Below are 15,823 nucleotides of genomic sequence, written 5' to 3'. Positions count from 1 at the left end.
CAGCATGGCCGAGGATCTGACCGACCAGCCGGCGACGGCGCAGCGCATCGTCGAGGCGGCGCGCAGCCTGATGATTGAGCGCGGGCTGCTCGAGGTGTCGATCGCCGACATTTCGGAGCGGGCCGGCACCAACGTTGCGCTCGTCAGCTATTATTTCGGCAACCGCGAAGGGCTGATGATCGCGATCATCGAGGGCGATGCACGGCGCGCCTCGGGGCATCTTGAACGCCTGCTAGCCGCGGATATTGCTCCGACGGCGAAGATGGAAATCCATATCAAGGGATTGATCGAGGCTTATTTCGAGCGGCCTTATCTCAATCGCCTGCTCCAGAAGCTGCTGCGCGAAGCGTCGCCCGAAGCCTCGGCAAAGGTCGGCGCGACCTTTGTCCGGCCGGTGATCGAGGCACGGCGAGCGATCATAGCCGACGGCATCGCGTGCGGCGAGTTTCGCGCGGTCGACGCCAACCTGGTCAGCTTTGCGATCGACGGCGCCTGCGCGCATCTTTTCTCGTCGGTGCAGTCGCGGCACACGATCCTTGGCGACGGTTCGCTCGATCACGACCTCGTCGAACGCTATGCCACGACGGTAAGCGAACTGATCGTCGGCGGGCTGCTCGCGCGTTAGTCGGCGAGCGCAGCCTGCGGGTTGAAGCCGAGCGTCGCCGAATAGCCGCCGTCGACTCCGATCGACTGGCCGCAGACGAAGGAAGCGGCGTCGGAGAGCAGCCAGACGATCGCTGCGGCGCTCTCTTCGGGCGTGCCGAACCGGCCGATCGGATGCATTCTTGCCGCGCCGCGCATCGCCTCCTCATTGCCCTGCAGCACGCGGTGAAGCATCGGGGTCTCGGTGCCGGCGGGGGCGATCATGTTGATGCGGATCCCGCGCCCGGCGTTTTCGACCGCCGCTGAACGGGTAAGCGCCCAGACGGCATGTTTGGACGCGGCATAGACCGACTGGCCGACGAGCCCGGTGAACGAGCCGACCGACCCGACATTGACGATCGCGCCCCCCGTGGCGCCCATCGCGGCGATCTCGGCACGCATCGCAAAGAAGATGCCGCGCGCGTTCACATCCATGATGTCCGCATAGTCGACGTCGGTGAGATCATGCATCGGTGCCATGCGGCCCTCGATACCTGCGTTGTTCACCGCGCCGTCGAGACGACCGAAGGTGTCGGCGGCCGTCGAGACGAATGCATCGACCGCTTCCGACGTGCGCACGTCGACCGGCAGCCCCAGCGTCCGGGGCGCCCCGGCGCGTGCAGCTTCGCCGGCGACCTCTTCCGCTTTCGCGCGGTCGCGGGCGCCGACGACGACGGTCGCACCGGCCTGCCCGCAGGCGATGGCGGTGGCGCGTCCGATGCCCGTCGACCCGCCGACGACGAGAATGACCCGGTCCTGGAGCATGGGTGCGATCAGGCGGCGCGGGCGATCTGCGGGCGGGGCACGCCATCGCCCAGATAGACGCCGGGCGTCGCGCCGACCGGGCGGTCGCGCTCGAACGTCTGCTCGCCGTTCACGAAGATCTGGCGATATCCGCCGGCGCGCGCCTTGCGCCGCCAGTCGCCGCCGGGCTGGTCATGGACGACGTCGAACCGATCCTGGTCGAAATACAGCTCGGCCAGATCATAGACGAGAATGTCGGCCGCCATGCCTTCGAGCAGCGCGCCGCGATCCTTGATGCCCATCGCGCGCGCGGGCTGATAGGAAAGACGGTAGTGCATTTCCTCGAGCGAGAGGAAGTCATTGTCGCGTACCAGCCACAGGATCAGGTCGGTGGTCCACTGGCCTCCGCTGAAATTCTTGGTGTGCGCGCCGCCGTCCGAGGCCCCCGCGAGGACGCGCCCGTTCGACAGCAGGTCGGCGACCTTTGCGGGGTCGATCGCGATGCCGGGAGTCTTGAGTTCGATCCGCAGGTCGCTTTCGAGTGCGGTGTCGATGAAGGCGTCAACCTCGGTCTTGCCTTCGGCCGCGGCGATCTCGCCCAATGTCTTGCCGAGATAGCCCTTGGCGTCGTTCGAGCCTTCGCCCATTCCGATCACCGTATAGTCGGCGAGCCCGCCCGCGGTCGCCTCGAACATCACTGGGTCATAGCTCTCGTTGAAACGGCGGCGGAATTCGGGATCGAGCAGCTTGGCGCGCTTGTCGGCCGGATCCTTGCAGAAGGTCAGCTCGCGATAGACGTCGAGCGCGTCGAGCGAGCAGCCGGGCGAGTTGAAGAGTTCGGTCTCGTTCCACGCGCGGCAGATCACCGTCGCGGCGTACATCTCGACGCCGTCCTCTTCGTTCATCGCGTCCAGCCACGCCATGCTCTGGCGGTGGAGGTCGGGGGTGTATTCGCTGACCGAGAACACGTTGTGCAGGATCGGGCGGCCGGTCTCGCGCGCCAGCTTTTCGCTGATGCTCCGGTCGCCGACCGGGCCGATCTGCGAGATGACCTGGATGATCCCTTCCTGCCGGTCCTTCAGCGCGCTCGCCATCGCGACGGCATCGTCGGGATACATGATGTCGGTCGGCATCGGCGATCCGTCGACGTCGACATGGTTGTTCTCGTGCCCCATGAAGCTAAGCGACAGGCCGCACGCGCCGGCGTCCATCGCCTCGTGGATCAGCCCCTTGATCGTATTGATCTCGGCCGCGGTCGGGCGGCGGTGCTTCGCATCCTCGCCCATCACATAGAACATCACCGCGTTGAGCGGCAGGAACATGGTGAGGTTCACCGCCTTGGGCGTCCGCCGCATCGCCTCGACGAGCTCGGGGAAGGTTTCCCACGACCAGGGGAGGGCGGTCTGCATCTGGATCGCGGGAACCTGTTCGGTCGTTTCCATCATGAGCATCGCGCGCTCGCGATCCCTTACATGGACGGGAGCGAAGCCGAAGCCGCAATTGCCGGTCACGACGGTGGTGATACCGTTCTCGCCGGCGTTCGAGCACGTCGGATCCCAGAAAATCTGCGCGTCATAATGGGTGTGGGTGTCGATATGGCCGGGAGCGACGATCAGTCCGTCCGCATCGACCACGCGCGCGCTGCCGGGATCGGCGATGTGCCCGATCCGTGCAATTTTCCCGTCCCTGATCCCGATGTCGGACCTGAAGCGCGGAAAGCGCGTGCCGTCGATGATCGTCCCGTTCTTGATGACGAGGTCGAATCCGTACATGACAAATCTCCCGGTATGTCGTTATGCGGGAAGAATGCGACAAAAATTCATTTTCGTCAAATTTAGGGATTTTCTGCGGGCTATATGATGGACAATGAACTTGAAACCGACGTCGCGCGCCGGACGCAGGCCCGCATATTGGACGCTGCGAATCAGGTGATCGCGAAGGTCGGGTACAAACGGTTGCGGATGGAAGCCGTCGCGAAGGGCTCGGGGATCACGCGCCAGACGATCTATAATTATTTCCCGAACAAGCAGCAGCTCGCGACCGCAGTACTGCTCCGCGAAGGCGCGCTGGTGAATGAGCGCGCGAAGGAAAATATTCCCGATGACCTGGAGGGCGAGGCGCTGCTATCGGCGGCGGTGCTCGCACTCGTCGATGCCGCTCGCGCCATGCCGATCTTCGAGGGCCTCTTCGAGGAAGGCTCAATGGGTTATGTCAACGAACTCGCCGAACATTCGCAGGTCATCGAGCGGATGATGCACGACTATTGGGCGCCGGTGATCGAGCGGATCGCCGCGACGGGACGGGTGCGGGGCGATATTTCGGTCGAGCGGATCGAATGGTGGCTGAGCTTCGTCTATCGCGCGCTGCTCCAGCGTCCCGCCGAGGATCTCGACGATCGTGCCGGAATGGATGCGCTGGTCCGCGACTTTCTGGCGCCGACGGTGATGGCGCGCTGATCAGGCGGCGATCGGGGTGACCGTTACCGGGATGCCGTCGATGAACGTCGTTCCCGAGACGAGCTCGACCGCTTCCGGCCCGAGCCCGAGCAACAGGTTGATGTTCGCGCCGGGCAGGGTGTTGGCATGGCGCCAGCCGCCATTGTGACCCCATCCGTGCGGATAGCAGACCGCACCCTCGACCACATCTTCGGTCACTTCGACCGCGACTTCGACGGCGCCATGTTCGTTCGCTACGCTGGCCTGGCCGCCATCGCTGAGGCCGTATCGCGCTGCGTCGGCGGGGTGGACGAGCAGTGCGGGCTCCTGCGATCGCGCCAGCTTTTCGGGATTGTGCATCCAGCTGTTCATCGACTTGAGTTTGCGCTGGCTGAACAGCTTCAGCCTTCCATCGCTGCCGGTCGGGGACTGCTGCGCCGCGAAGCGTGCGAATTCGTCGGCGACGATCGGGTGCCAGAGGCGGATCTTGCGATCCTCGGTGGCGATATGTCCGGCCCAGCCATCATAGGTGAGCGGCAGGTCGAGCATCGTGCCGTGCGGCATCTCCGCCAGTTTCGCGAAGCTCAGCGCATCGTCGCCGCGCTGTTTGCCGAGCGGCCCGTATCGAAGGGCGATTTCGACGAGGGTCAGCGGCGTGATCGACATGCCCTGCCGCTCCAGCCAGCGCAGGCCCGGGGTCGGCGCGATCGAGCCGAGCCCCATGCGCGCGACGAGATCGTCGAAAATCGCCTTTTCCTCGCGTGCCTCGCCCATCGGCGGCACCGCGGCGCGGGCGTACTGGATATAGGGCCGCACCATGTGCGACAGCCCGATCAGCGGAATATCGTCCTTTTCGAGGAAGGTGGCGGCGGGCAGGATATAGTGCGCGAAGCGGTTCGTCTCGGTCACATAGAGATCGACCGAGAAGAGGAGGGCGAGCGACTCGAGTGCCCTTTCGAGCCGCTCGCCCCCCGGCGCCGACAGGACGGGATTGCCGGCGATGACCATCATGGCGCGGACCCGGCCGTCGCCGGGTTCCAATATGTCGTCGGGCAGCGCAGCGGCCGGCATCAGGCCCGCAACGACCGGCAGGTCGCCGATGCGCGTGCGATGCTCGCCATAGCCCGACAGCGGTTCGGCGCCTTCGGCGAGCGGAAAGGCGCCGAAGGTCGACCCGCCCGGCTTGCCGAACTTGCCGCCGGCAATGTTGATCGCGTCGAGCAGCAGGTTGGCAATCGTCGAGAAGCGGCCACGGCACAGGCCGACGCGGCCGTACATCGCGGCACGCGGCGCGGCGGCGAAGTCGAGTGCAAGTTGTTCGATGGTGCCGCGCGGGACGCCGGTGGCCGCTGTCGCCTCGTCGAGATCGACCTGCATTACGGCATCGCGCAGATCGTCCCAGCCGGTGCAATGCGCGGCGAGGAAGGCTTCGTCGACGACCTCCGCGCCGATCATCACCTTGAGCATTGCCGCGTGAAGCCACGCGTCGGCATCGGGCTGGATCGCGACATGCTCGTAACGCTTCGCGGTTTCGGTCCGGCGCGGGTCGATCACGATCACGCGCCCGCGTTCGGCAATGGCGTCGAGGTCGTGTCGCATCCGCGGCGCGGTGAGCAGGCCACCGTGCGATACCAAAGGGTTGGCGCCCGTTATGATCAGGAAATCGCAATGCGGCAGGTCGGGAATCGCGTTGCGAAAGGCGACGCCATAGAGGATCCAGCTCGCGAGGTGGCGCGAGGTACTGTCCTGCGATCCCGCCGCATAGAATTTGGTGCTCCCGATCCGTTGCAGGAACCACTGGCTCGACATGAAAGTGTCGGTCGAAAAGGCGCCGGGATTGCCGAAATAGGTCGCGACCGCCTCCGGCCCGTCGGTGTCGATGATCGCCTTCAGTCGCGCGGTGATATCGTCGAGGGCTTCGTCCCACGATACCTCGGCGAATTCGCCGGGACCGCCGATGCGTTTCAACGGTCGCAGCACGCGGTCGGGATCGTTCGCGACGTCGACGATCGCCGCACCCTTGACGCAGATATGCCCCTGCGTGTGCGGATTGTCGCGGTCGGGGGAGAGTTTGACCGGTCGGCCATCCTCGATCGCGATCACGGTGCCGCAAAAGGCCTCGCACAGCCGACAAAAGCTTGTCGTCTCGGTTCGAATCGGGGCTTCGCTAGCCAATTTACTCTCCATCCATTCGCCGAAAACCCGTGGAATCACCCGTTTAAATGAGCATTTAAAATCCCGGTTGACAGAATAAAATACGACGAATATCTATTTTTGTCGTGTCGGGATATGCGCTACTGTGGCGCGGACTGGCAAGCAGAAAGATGAAGCGAAAAGCTTCGCGATCTGGAGGGAGACGAAGATGCGTAAGGCTGTTCTGATGGCCAGTGTCGCCATCGCCACTGTGAGCGTTTCGCCGGCTTGGGCGGAGGAGTCTCCGGCGCCGGCCGCGGAAGGCGGTACGACGACCGACAGCGGGGGCTTGGTCGATATCGTCGTGACCGCGCAGCGCCGGTCCGAGAACCTCCAGAAAGTTCCCGTTGTGGTGACCGCCGTCGAGCCCGAAGTGCTCGAGGCGCGCAACGTCTCGACCCTGCAAGACCTGCCGAAGCTGACGCCGTCGCTGACCGTCCAGAATCAGGCGAGCAACGTCACGCCCTTCATCCGCGGCGTCGGCTCGACCGTCACCGGGGCGGGGCAGGCGGCCAGCGTCGCGACCTATGTCGACGGGGTCTATATCTCGACGCTGACGAGCGCGGCCTTCGACCTCGACAATGTCGAACAGGTCCAGGTCCTCGAAGGGCCGCAGGGTGCGCTTTACGGCCGCAACGCGACCGGCGGTGCGATCGTCGTGACGACGAAGACGCCGCGACCGGGCGATCCGATCTCGGGCCGCTTCCGCGCCGGTTACGGCAATTACGACAATCGCGAAGCGTCGGGGATCATTTCGGGCGGGCTTGGCGACATGTTCGCTTTCTCGGTCAACGGGTCGATCCGCAAGCGCGACGGCTATATCCGGAATCTGAATGCGCCGGGCGTCGGGGCCACGAACGACGACTTCTACGACCGCGATTCCAAGTCGATCGGGGCGGTCCTCGTCTTCAAGCCGTCCGAACAGTTCAATCTGGTGCTGCGTGCGCAGCATTTCGAATCCGACGATCGGTCGGGGCAGGGCTATCAGGCGGTCGGGCTGGACATCGACGTCGGCGGCACCGGGCTCAACGGGTCGCAGCTCTATTATGCCGGGCTGCTGCAAAGCTTCGGCGTTTCCGCCGGCGATGCGATGACCGCGGCTGCAAACCTGCGCTTCAGCACCAAGCACGGCGCGACCTATGACAATGAAGCAAATGGTTCGACGCGCGGTGTCCTGCGTCCGGGACCGGCGGGATCGTTCGTGCAGCTCAATACGGAGACCTATTCGGCGAAGGCCACGCTCGACCTCGGTTCGGTCGAGCTGAGTTCGCTGACCGCATATCAGACGGCGCAATCGCTGTCGGCGACCGAAGTGTTGTTCGCTGACCCGACAAGCTATCCGGTCGGTTTCCAGGGCGGATCGGTCGGCTTCACCGGCGATTTCCCGTCGCGGACCTGGCAGCAGGAGTTCCAGATCGCATCGGTGGATTCGCCCGTTCAGTGGATCGCGGGTGTCGTCTATCTCGACGCCGCCGGCGACGTCCTGCTCACCGGCGACCTGCCGCCGCTGTCGGCGCTGACCGCCGACAACCGCTGGCAGAACAAATCGGTCGCCGGCTTCGGCCAGATCACCGTGCCGATCACCGAGCGGCTCAGCGTCACCGCCGGCGGCCGCTACACCGACGAGAAATATACCAGCAACGACTTCATCTCGCTGACCGACCCGCGCAACGTGTTCGGTACCCCGAACCAGGGGCGGCAGGTGCTCAAGGGATCGAAGTTCACCTATACCGGCCGTATCCAGTATGACACCGGCGACCTGCTGCTCTACGCCGGGGTTTCGACCGGGTTCAAGGGCGCGACGCTCTCGAACACCAACCTTCTCAGCCCCGGCGTGACGCCCGAGACGATCACCTCGTTCGAGGGCGGCGCGAAAATCCGCCTGTCGCCCGACGCGCGGCTCAATCTCGGCGCCTTCCACTACGACTATGGCAATATCCATATCGCCTATACGGACTCGGCGAGCGGATCGAACATCCTCGTCAACGGCACCGGTGCCAAGATCACCGGCGCGCAATATGACCTGCTGTGGCAGGTGTCGCCGATGTTCACGCTGCGCTCGAACGGGCTGGTGCTCGACACCAGCTACGACCGCGACGTGCAATCGGCGGGCGGGGCAGGGGTGCTCTTCATCAAGGGCAACCGGCTCGCCGGCGCTCCGAAGTTCGTGCTGTCGATCGGCGCCGACGTCAAATATCCGGTCGGCGACGGCGAACTGAAGCTGTCGGTCGATGCGTCGCACAACGACGGCTATTATTTCGATGCCGAGAATCTGACCGGCACGGGCGGCGCGACCGCGCGGAGCATGCAGCTTGTCGACGCCAGCCTGACCTATACCGCGCCCGACGATCGCTGGCTGGTGTCGCTGTTCGCGGCGAACATCACCGACGAGAAATATTTCGACAGCGGCCTGCCGATCAGCGGCCTTGTCCGCAATGCGCGTGCGGCGCCGCCGGCAACCTATGGCGTGCGCGTCGGGTTCAACTTCTGATGGCCACGATCGCGCCGCCTATCGACGACGACGCGATCGTCGCACCCGCGACCTACGCCGATCCGGACGCCTATGACCGGCTCTTTGCCCGGCTGCGGGAGGAGGATCCGGTCCACTGGACCGAGCCCGCGGATTATCGTCCCTTCTGGAGCGTCACCCGGTTCGCGGACATTCAGGACGTGGAGCGGAACGCCGCGCAATTCCTGAACGCGCCGCGAATGATGCTTCGGCCGGTCTCGGTCGAGGAGCAGGTGCGCAAGCTCACCGGCGGCAGCGCGCTGATGCTGCGCGACATCGTCCATATGGACGGCCGCGATCACATGGCGCACCGCAAGCTGACGCAGGCGTGGTTCATGCCGGGGCGGCTGAAGGCGATCGAAGAGGATCTGCGTGCGCTTGCGCGGCATTTCGTCGGTCAGATGGTCGAGCGCGGCGGCGCCTGCGAATTCGTCGACGACGTCGCGGTCTGGTACCCGCTCCGCGTCATCATGCGCATCCTTGGCGTCCCGGCCGAGGACGAGGCGCGGATGCTCGTGCTGACGCGAGATATTTTCGGCCCCGACGATCCCGATATCCGCAAGGGGCCGAAGCCCGATCTGGCGACGACGATCAAGGGTTTTACCGACTATTTCGCCGAGCTGACCGAGGCGCGGCGCCGCGATCCGTCGGACGATATCGCAACGCTGCTGTCGACTGCAGAGGTCGACGGAGAACCGATCGGCACGCTCGAGCTGATGTCCTATTACATCATCATCGCGACCGCGGGGCATGACACGACCAGTTCGACGATCGCGGGCGGGCTGCTCGCGTTGCTGCAGAACCCGGCCGAGATGGAGCGACTGCGTGCCGATCCCGCGATCCTTGCCGCGGGCGGCGTCGACGAGATGGTGCGCTGGGTCACCCCGGTGAAGCATTTCTTCCGCACCGCGGTCGAGGATTACGACCTGCGCGGAAAGACGATCCGGGCAGGGGACCATCTGATGATGTGCTATCCCTCGGCCAATCGCGACGCCGACGCCTTTACCGACCCGTTCCGTTTCGACCTGTCGCGGCCGCCGAACCGGCACCTCGGTTTCGGCTATGGCCCGCACCTCTGCCTCGGCCAGCATCTGGCCAAGATGGAAATCCGCATCTTTTTCGAGGAGTTGCTCGCGCGGATCGATGCGATCGAACTCGCAGGCGATCCGGCATGGGTCGCCTCGAACTTCGTCAGCGGGCTGAAGCGTTTGCCGATCGCCTACAAGACGCGATAGGGTCGCCCCATGATCCGGATGCTCTTCTGCCTTCACCGGCTGCCGTCGCTCGGTCTTGACGAGTTCCAGACTTATTGGCTGGAAACGCACGCGCCGCTGGTCGCGCGCCATGCGCCGACGATCGGGCTCGCGCTCTACCGTCAGCATCACCGGCTCGACGATCCTGTGCTCGGGGCGCTGCTCAAGGGGCGGCTGGCCGATCAGCCCTTCGATGGTGTCGCCGAACTCGGCTGGAACAGCGAGGCCGACCTGCTCGGCGGCGGCAACGATCCGGCGCGGCGCGATGCCAATCGCGAGCTGTTCGAGGACGAGCAGCGTTTCATCGACCTTGCGCGCTCGCCGATCTTCTTCGCCCGTTCGCACACGATCGTCGGCGACTAGGGTCTTCGCACGTCCTGAAAGGCCTGCGTGCGGTAAAGTCCGTTGGCGGGTGAGGTGCCGAACAGCATCGGCGGCTGGCCGGTTCCTCCGCGCGCGTTGAACATCGTGCTGAGGTGAACTCCGCCGGTGCGGCCGTTCCAGTGCCCGCGTGCCGGCATGCCGACCTCGAGATAGCGCCCACCCATGCCGAGGAGGACATTGCCCAGGCCTTCGAGTTCGACCGTGTGGGCGCCAAGCGCGCCGGCGTCGAAGGTCACGCGCGCATCGCGCATCGTCATGCCGTCGAGCGTCACGCCGAAGCGCGCATCCTGCGTGATCGGCCGGGCGAGCTCGCCGTCGCGGATCACGAAGCCGGTGCGGTTGCGCTTGCCCGAAAAGGTGATCGACTCGCTCATGCTGAAAATGAGCTCGGGACCGAACGAGCCGACGAGCCAGAAGAAGGTCGCGAGCGCCGCCTCGGGATCGTCATGCTTGCGCACCCCCCAGCTATGGTCGCGGTGGCCGAAGCCGTCGACCGCCCATGTCCGGTCGCCGATCCGCATCGTTCCGCGCACGCGCCCCGCAACCTCGGTATGCATCGCCGCGAACTTCTCGCGAAAGCCGCCGGTCAGGCCCGAGAGAGCCCAGGCGTCATAGTGGGGGTGCAGGTTTTCGACGTGCAGGTCGAGCGCGCAGTCGCCGTCCTCGGCGACCCAGCGATTGGTCGCGCTGTCGAAGGTCGCGGTCAGGAAGCCGTCGATTGCGAAGCCGTTCGTGAAGCGGTCGCCCTCGCGCATCGGCACGTCGATCCGCGAGCGGTTGTAGCCGATGCCCGGCGCCACGACGCCGAAGGTGCAATTGCCGGTGCCGAGGTTCGGATGGTGCCCGATCCGGATGAAACCGCCCAATCCCTGTTCGATGTCCTGAAAACAGAGCACGACGCTTTCCTGCCAATGCGCGTCGGTTTCGGGGGCATGCGGCCACTCGTCCCCGACCGGCAGGATGACGATATCCTTGGCGGGGATCATCCGTCGATCCCCGGAACCAGCGCCGCGAGCCGCTTGCGCGAGGCGGTCCAATAGGTGCGCTCGACGTCTTCGAGTTCGGGCGGCAGGCGGCTCATTCCCATCGAGGCGAAGACGGCTAGGCGCCATTCGCCGAGCACTTGTGCGAACTCCCAGTCGTCGAGCTTGCCGCGCGCCTGCGTATAGGCCGCGATCATCTCGTCGGGGGTCGGAATGCCGTCGACGGGGGGCGCGAGCAGCGCGAAATGCGCGATTCCGGCGATCTGATAGGCGAGATCGGCTTCGCCGACGCCATGATGCGTCAGTTCCCAGTCGAGCAGGGCGACGACCTTACCGTCGTGGCCATACATGAAGTTCGATATGTTCGCGTCGCCATGCGCGAGCTCGGGTGCGCGGTGGCGCGGCGCGTGCGCTGTCAGCCAGTCGGCGACCGTCTCCAGCGTTTCGCGAATGTTGCGATAGAAATCCGCCTTTGCGCCCGGCGCGGCGGGCGGGATCGTCCGCCGCAGCTCGATCAGCGTCCAGCCGATCTCGCGATCAAGATAATGACCATCGCCGCCGCGCTGCGCGAAATGCCCGTCGGCGAGACCGTCGGGGGAGGTCGCGTGCATCAGTGCGAGCGTCCGCGCCGCCTCTAGCAGCATCGCGTGCCGGCCCGCGGCGTCCGCGGCCATATAGGGGCCTTCGTTGAACGGCATGGTGCTCGGCGCTATCCCCTCGATCCGTTCCATGAACAATCCGGGCTTGCCGTTCACCGCGCCCTCGGCGTCGAGCCAGAGCGCCTCGGGAACCGGAAGCCCGCGCGCGTGGAGGCCCTGCATGATCGAGAATTGGGGCGGCAGCGAATATTGGCTGAAGAATGCACCGCCAAGATCGTAACGGAAGACGAGCCGCCGGGGTGCTTCGCCGTCGCCAGCGATGTCGGCATCGAAAAGGATCGTACCGCTCGACGCGCCGGCCGAACGCCGGCCCGCGTCGATCCGGATCGCACCGACCTTTCCGTCGAGCGACGCCTGCCGGTTCAGAAAGGCCCTGAGCCGTTCGGCGACATTCCGGTCTTCCCCGCCCTGCGTCGCTCCCGTAATCGCCCGGCTTGCAGCAAGTGCGCTATCGTCGGCCATCCATCTCTCCCGTGCCGCCATGATGCGGTCCCGGAAAGAAATGTGACGAAAAATAGTTTTTGTCAAATTTCTCTCGAAGCCAGGCTTGGTCGCCACGCTCCCATTTTTGCTGATGTCCCGGCATCGCGGGGCAGGATAGTCTCATTCTCAAAATGACATGAGGAGGATGCGATGGATCTGGGTCTTGCCGGCAAGAAGGTGATCATCAACGGCGGCGCACACGGGCTGGGGCTCGCCTCGCTCAAGATTTTCGCGGCGGAAGGCGCCGACGTCGCCTTTTTTTCGCGCGATGCCGAGAAGGTCGCAGCAGCAGTGGCGGCGATCGATGCGGCGGGGCCGGGGAAGGTGTTCGGCGAACAGTTCGACATGACGGGTAACCCCGACGGCTATCGCGCCTGGCTGGAAAAGGCGCGCGACACGCTCGGCGGCTGCGATATTTTCATCCACACCGCGAGCTCGTCGGGGCAGGGCGCGACGGGCGACTGGCAGCGCGGGCTCGACATGGACATCATGGGTGCAGTCCACGGCGTCGAGGTGCTGACCGAGGCGCTGGCGGCATCGGGGTCGGGGTCGATCATCTTCATGTCTTCGACCGCGGCGGTCGAGACCTTCATCGTCCCGCAGGCGTTCAACGCGCTGAAGGCGGCGCTGATCACCTATGGCTCGCAGCTGAGCCAGGCGCTCGCGGCGCAGAATATCCGCGTCAACATCGTATCGCCCGGCGCGATCTATTATGCCGGCGGCAATTGGGAAGTGATCAAATCGGCGGTGCCGCCGCTCTATGAAGGCACGCTCGCGCAGATGCCGATGGGGCGCTTCGGCGAACCCGAAGAGGTCGCGAAGGCGATCGTGTTCATGGCCTCGCCGGCGTGTCCGTACATGACCGGCGCGCATCTGGTCATCGACGGCGGCTTCACCAAGCGCGTCCAGTTCTAAGAGAAGCGCGCGATGAAACTCTATCAGTCGCTCGGCCCTAATCCGCGCGTGGTGCTGATGTACCTCGCCGAGACCGGGGTGCAGGTCGATCGCCGGTTCGTGGACATCATGGCGGCCGAAAACCGCCAGCCCGATTTCTGCGTAAAAAGCCCGCTCGGGCATACGCCGCTGCTCGAACTCGACGACGGTGGTTGCATCGCCGAGAGCGTCGCGATCTGCGAATATTTCGACGAGACGCTGGGCGGTCATGCGCTGCTGGGCGCGACCGCAGAGCAGCGGGCGCAGACGCGGATGCTGGTCCGGATCGTCGACCAGCTCGTTGTCGTGCCTATGACCGCGGGCTTCCGCGGCGCCGAGGGGCTGCCGATGTTCCAGAGCCGGCTGCTTTGCCTGCCCGATGCCGCCGCCGACCTGAAGCGCCTCGCGGCCGACGGGCTGGTGCAGGTCGACCGGATCGTCGGCGCGGGGCCGTGGCTCGCGGGCGATCGCTTCAGTCTGGCTGACATCCTGCTTTATTCCTTCGTCGAATTCGGCGCGATGGTTGGGCAGCCGCTCGATCCCGCACTGACCAACCTGGCCGCTTGGCGCGACCGCGTCGCGGCCCGACCCGGCGCCGCCGCCAGCGCCAACCCCAAACTGGGCATCGGAGAGCCTGCATGACCGACACGACGATCGACCGCGACAAGCTGCGCGATATCTACACCCGCACGATGCGCGTCGCGCGCGCCGACGAGAAATTCCGTTCGCTGCTGATGACCGGCAAGCTGGCGGTGATCTATTACACCGTGCGCGGGCAGGAGCTGGTGTCGGCGGCGGCGATGGCGGCGCTCGAACCGAGCGACTATCTGGTCACCACCTATCGCGGCCAGCACGACCAGATCGCCAAGGGCGTGCCGCTGAATCCGCTGTTTGCCGAGATTGCGGGCAAGGTCGGCGGAACCTGCCGCGGCAAGGGCGGGTCGATGCACATCACCCATCCCGAAACCGGGGTGATGGTGACGACGGGCGTCGTCGGATCGGGGCTGCCGATCGCCAACGGATTGGCGCTCGCGTCACAGAACCGCGGCGACGGCAAGGTTACGATGGTCTGTTTCGGCGACGGCGCGACCAACATCGGCGCCTTTCACGAGGCGATGAACATGGCGCAGCTGTGGAAACTGCCCGTGATCTTCCTCTGCCAGAACAACCGCTACGGCGAGCACACTGCCTTTGCCGATCACACCAAGGTCGATTCGATCGTCACCCGCGCCAAGGCCTATGGGATGGCCGGCGTGCATGTCGACGGCAACGACGCGATCGCGATGTACAACACCACCAAGGCCGCGGTCGACCGCGCCCGCGCGGGCGAGGGGCCGACGCTGATCGAGGCGATGTGCTACCGGATGATGGGCCATTTCTTCGGCTCGGACTTCTCCTACATGCCCAAGGAGCATCTGGCCGAGATGGCGGCGGAGGATCCGTTGCCGCGGCTGCGCCAGCTGATGCTCGACCATCAGTTCACCGAGGCCGAGCTCGACGCGATCGTCGCCGACCTTGACGCCCAGATGGACGCCGCTGCCGAATTCGCTGCGAACAGTCCGCTGCCGGGGCCTGAGGAAATCCGCAAGGACGTCTTCGAAGAGGAGATTGCGGCATGACACAGATCACGATGACGCAGGCGATCAACCGCGCGATCGACGAGGCGATGGCCGAGGATGCGGGGGTGATCCTGCTCGGCGAGGATGTCGCGGCGAAGCAGGGCGGGGGTGTGTTCAAGATCTCGTCGGGGCTGACCGAAAAATATGGCGAGAACCGCATTCGCGCGACGCCGATTTCGGAGCAGGCGATCGTCGGCGCCTGCGTCGGCGCCGCGCTCGCGGGCTTCCGTCCGATCGCCGAGATCATGCTGATGAACTTCGTGACGGTCGCGATGGACCAGATCGTCAACCACGCCGCGAAGCTGCGCTTCATGTCTGGCGGGCAGACCAACGTGCCGCTGGTGATCCGCACCACGACCGGCGTCGGGGTCGGCTTCGGCGGGCAGCATTCGGACATGCTCGAAGCCTGGTTCGCGCATGTCGCGGGGCTGAAGATCGTCACCCCGTCGAACGCCGCCGACGCGCAGGGGCTGATGCGCGCGGCGATCGCGTGCAACGACCCGGTGATCTTCATCGAGAATATCCTATGTTACGGCCTGAAATCCGACGATCCGGGGCCGGGGCATGTCGTACCGCTCGGTAAGGCGGCCGTGGCGCGCGAGGGGAGCGATTGCACCATCGTCACCTATGGCCGCACCGTGCTCGACGCGCTCGAAATCGCCGGCAAGCTCGCCGACGAAGGGATTTCGGTCGAGGTCATCGATCTGCGCACCATCGCGCCTTACGACGAGGCGACCGTTACCGCATCGGTCGAAAAGACCGGCCGCGCCATCGTGCTGCATGAGGCGGTGAAGCAATATGGCACCGGCGCCGAGATCGCGTCGCGCCTGAACGAGAAACTGTTCGGCAAGCTCAAGGCCCCGGTGACGCGCATCGGCGGCGCTTTCTCGGCCGTGCCGATGGCGAATGCGCTCGAACAGGCGTGGATCCCGAACAAGGACGCCATCGCCGACGCGGTGCGCACCGCCGTGAACTGGAAGGGCTGA

14 protein-coding genes are annotated in these 15,823 nt (G+C 65.3%); 9 read left to right on the top strand and 5 right to left on the bottom strand.

The genetic code is table 11. The features are described from left to right. Positions 1–4 precede the first annotated feature (4 nt). Positions 5–625 carry a TetR family transcriptional regulator gene (locus L7H23_RS03615; protein WP_237838001.1) on the top strand — a complete coding sequence of 207 codons (621 nt, stop codon included), beginning with the start codon at positions 5–7 and terminating at the stop codon, positions 623–625. On the opposite strand, the gene L7H23_RS03610 is transcribed toward L7H23_RS03615, so the two are convergent. Then, positions 622–1,407 carry an SDR family oxidoreductase gene (locus L7H23_RS03610; RefSeq protein WP_237838000.1) on the bottom strand — a complete coding sequence of 262 codons (786 nt, stop codon included), beginning with the start codon at positions 1,405–1,407 and terminating at the stop codon, positions 622–624. The genes L7H23_RS03615 and L7H23_RS03610 overlap by 4 nt on opposite strands. An 8-nt stretch (positions 1,408–1,415) precedes the next feature. Then, positions 1,416–3,158: an amidohydrolase family protein gene (locus L7H23_RS03605; RefSeq protein ID WP_237837999.1), complete on the bottom strand. Its 1,743-nt coding sequence runs from the start codon at positions 3,156–3,158 to the stop codon at positions 1,416–1,418. A gap of 84 nt (positions 3,159–3,242) precedes the next feature. Between L7H23_RS03605 and L7H23_RS03600 the strand changes: the two genes are divergently transcribed. Further along, positions 3,243–3,842 carry a TetR/AcrR family transcriptional regulator gene (locus L7H23_RS03600; protein ID WP_237837998.1) on the top strand — a complete coding sequence of 200 codons (600 nt, stop codon included), beginning with the start codon at positions 3,243–3,245 and terminating at the stop codon, positions 3,840–3,842. On the opposite strand, the gene L7H23_RS03595 is transcribed toward L7H23_RS03600, so the two are convergent. Beyond that, a complete protein-coding gene (locus L7H23_RS03595) occupies positions 3,843–5,996 on the bottom strand; it encodes a molybdopterin-dependent oxidoreductase (protein WP_237837997.1) in 2,154 nt (717 codons plus the stop codon). Positions 5,997–6,183: 187 nt separating this feature from the next. Here L7H23_RS03595 and L7H23_RS03590 point away from each other — a divergent pair, with 187 nt between their 5' ends. Genes L7H23_RS03590 through L7H23_RS03580 form a run of 3 tightly spaced genes read left to right on the top strand, consistent with a single transcriptional unit; the run spans position 6,184 to position 10,139 of the window. Then, positions 6,184–8,505 carry a TonB-dependent receptor gene (locus L7H23_RS03590; RefSeq protein WP_237837996.1) on the top strand — a complete coding sequence of 774 codons (2,322 nt, stop codon included), beginning with the start codon at positions 6,184–6,186 and terminating at the stop codon, positions 8,503–8,505. Then, positions 8,505–9,758: a cytochrome P450 gene (locus tag L7H23_RS03585; protein WP_237837995.1), complete on the top strand. Its 1,254-nt coding sequence runs from the start codon at positions 8,505–8,507 to the stop codon at positions 9,756–9,758. Before L7H23_RS03590 ends, L7H23_RS03585 begins: the two co-directional genes overlap by 1 nt. A 9-nt stretch (positions 9,759–9,767) precedes the next feature. After that, entirely contained in the window at positions 9,768–10,139 is a 372-nt protein-coding gene (locus tag L7H23_RS03580) for an EthD domain-containing protein (RefSeq protein ID WP_237837994.1), read from the top strand. Here L7H23_RS03580 and L7H23_RS03575 read toward each other — a convergent pair. Next, the gene (locus L7H23_RS03575; RefSeq protein ID WP_237837993.1) at positions 10,136–11,146 is read right to left on the bottom strand and encodes a hypothetical protein; all 1,011 of its coding nucleotides are present in this window, start codon (positions 11,144–11,146) and stop codon (positions 10,136–10,138) included. The genes L7H23_RS03580 and L7H23_RS03575 overlap by 4 nt on opposite strands. Next, positions 11,143–12,264, bottom strand: a complete 1,122-nt coding sequence (locus tag L7H23_RS03570) for a phosphotransferase family protein (protein WP_237837992.1) — start codon at positions 12,262–12,264, stop codon at positions 11,143–11,145. Before L7H23_RS03570 ends, L7H23_RS03575 begins: the two co-directional genes overlap by 4 nt. Before the next feature lie 171 nt (positions 12,265–12,435). Here L7H23_RS03570 and L7H23_RS03565 point away from each other — a divergent pair, with 171 nt between their 5' ends. Genes L7H23_RS03565 through L7H23_RS03550 form a run of 4 tightly spaced genes read left to right on the top strand, consistent with a single transcriptional unit; the run spans position 12,436 to position 15,823 of the window. Beyond that, a complete protein-coding gene (locus L7H23_RS03565; RefSeq protein WP_237837991.1) occupies positions 12,436–13,200 on the top strand; it encodes an SDR family oxidoreductase in 765 nt (254 codons plus the stop codon). A 12-nt stretch (positions 13,201–13,212) separates the two neighbouring features. Then, on the top strand, positions 13,213–13,860 hold the full coding sequence (locus L7H23_RS03560) for a glutathione S-transferase family protein (protein WP_237837990.1): 648 nt from the start codon (positions 13,213–13,215) through the stop codon (positions 13,858–13,860). Next, the gene (locus L7H23_RS03555) at positions 13,857–14,837 is read left to right on the top strand and encodes a thiamine pyrophosphate-dependent dehydrogenase E1 component subunit alpha (RefSeq protein WP_237837989.1); all 981 of its coding nucleotides are present in this window, start codon (positions 13,857–13,859) and stop codon (positions 14,835–14,837) included. Before L7H23_RS03560 ends, L7H23_RS03555 begins: the two co-directional genes overlap by 4 nt. Then, positions 14,834–15,823, top strand: coding sequence for an alpha-ketoacid dehydrogenase subunit beta (locus tag L7H23_RS03550; RefSeq protein ID WP_237837988.1), 990 nt, complete (start codon positions 14,834–14,836; stop codon positions 15,821–15,823). Before L7H23_RS03555 ends, L7H23_RS03550 begins: the two co-directional genes overlap by 4 nt.

The sequence above is a fragment of the Sphingopyxis sp. BSN-002 genome (genome assembly GCF_022024275.1).
Taxonomy (GTDB): Bacteria; Pseudomonadota; Alphaproteobacteria; order Sphingomonadales; family Sphingomonadaceae; genus Sphingopyxis.
Note: the sequence above shows the minus strand (reverse complement) of the source record. Positions and strands in the feature narration are given on the sequence as shown.

Bases quoted from the DNA above. Each gene is read 5' to 3' on its own strand.
- L7H23_RS03615 (WP_237838001.1), top strand. From the start codon at position 5: ATGGCCGAGGATCTGACCGACCAGCCGGCGACGGCGCAGCGCATCGTC.
- L7H23_RS03610 (WP_237838000.1), bottom strand. From the start codon at position 1,407: ATGCTCCAGGACCGGGTCATTCTCGTCGTCGGCGGGTCGACGGGCATC.
- L7H23_RS03605 (WP_237837999.1), bottom strand. From the start codon at position 3,158: ATGTACGGATTCGACCTCGTCATCAAGAACGGGACGATCATCGACGGC.
- L7H23_RS03600 (WP_237837998.1), top strand. From the start codon at position 3,243: ATGATGGACAATGAACTTGAAACCGACGTCGCGCGCCGGACGCAGGCC.
- L7H23_RS03590 (WP_237837996.1), top strand. From the start codon at position 6,184: ATGCGTAAGGCTGTTCTGATGGCCAGTGTCGCCATCGCCACTGTGAGC.
- L7H23_RS03585 (WP_237837995.1), top strand. From the start codon at position 8,505: ATGGCCACGATCGCGCCGCCTATCGACGACGACGCGATCGTCGCACCC.
- L7H23_RS03580 (WP_237837994.1), top strand. From the start codon at position 9,768: ATGATCCGGATGCTCTTCTGCCTTCACCGGCTGCCGTCGCTCGGTCTT.
- L7H23_RS03575 (WP_237837993.1), bottom strand. From the start codon at position 11,146: ATGATCCCCGCCAAGGATATCGTCATCCTGCCGGTCGGGGACGAGTGG.
- L7H23_RS03570 (WP_237837992.1), bottom strand. From the start codon at position 12,264: ATGGCCGACGATAGCGCACTTGCTGCAAGCCGGGCGATTACGGGAGCG.
- L7H23_RS03565 (WP_237837991.1), top strand. From the start codon at position 12,436: ATGGATCTGGGTCTTGCCGGCAAGAAGGTGATCATCAACGGCGGCGCA.
- L7H23_RS03560 (WP_237837990.1), top strand. From the start codon at position 13,213: ATGAAACTCTATCAGTCGCTCGGCCCTAATCCGCGCGTGGTGCTGATG.
- L7H23_RS03555 (WP_237837989.1), top strand. From the start codon at position 13,857: ATGACCGACACGACGATCGACCGCGACAAGCTGCGCGATATCTACACC.
- L7H23_RS03550 (WP_237837988.1), top strand. From the start codon at position 14,834: ATGACACAGATCACGATGACGCAGGCGATCAACCGCGCGATCGACGAG.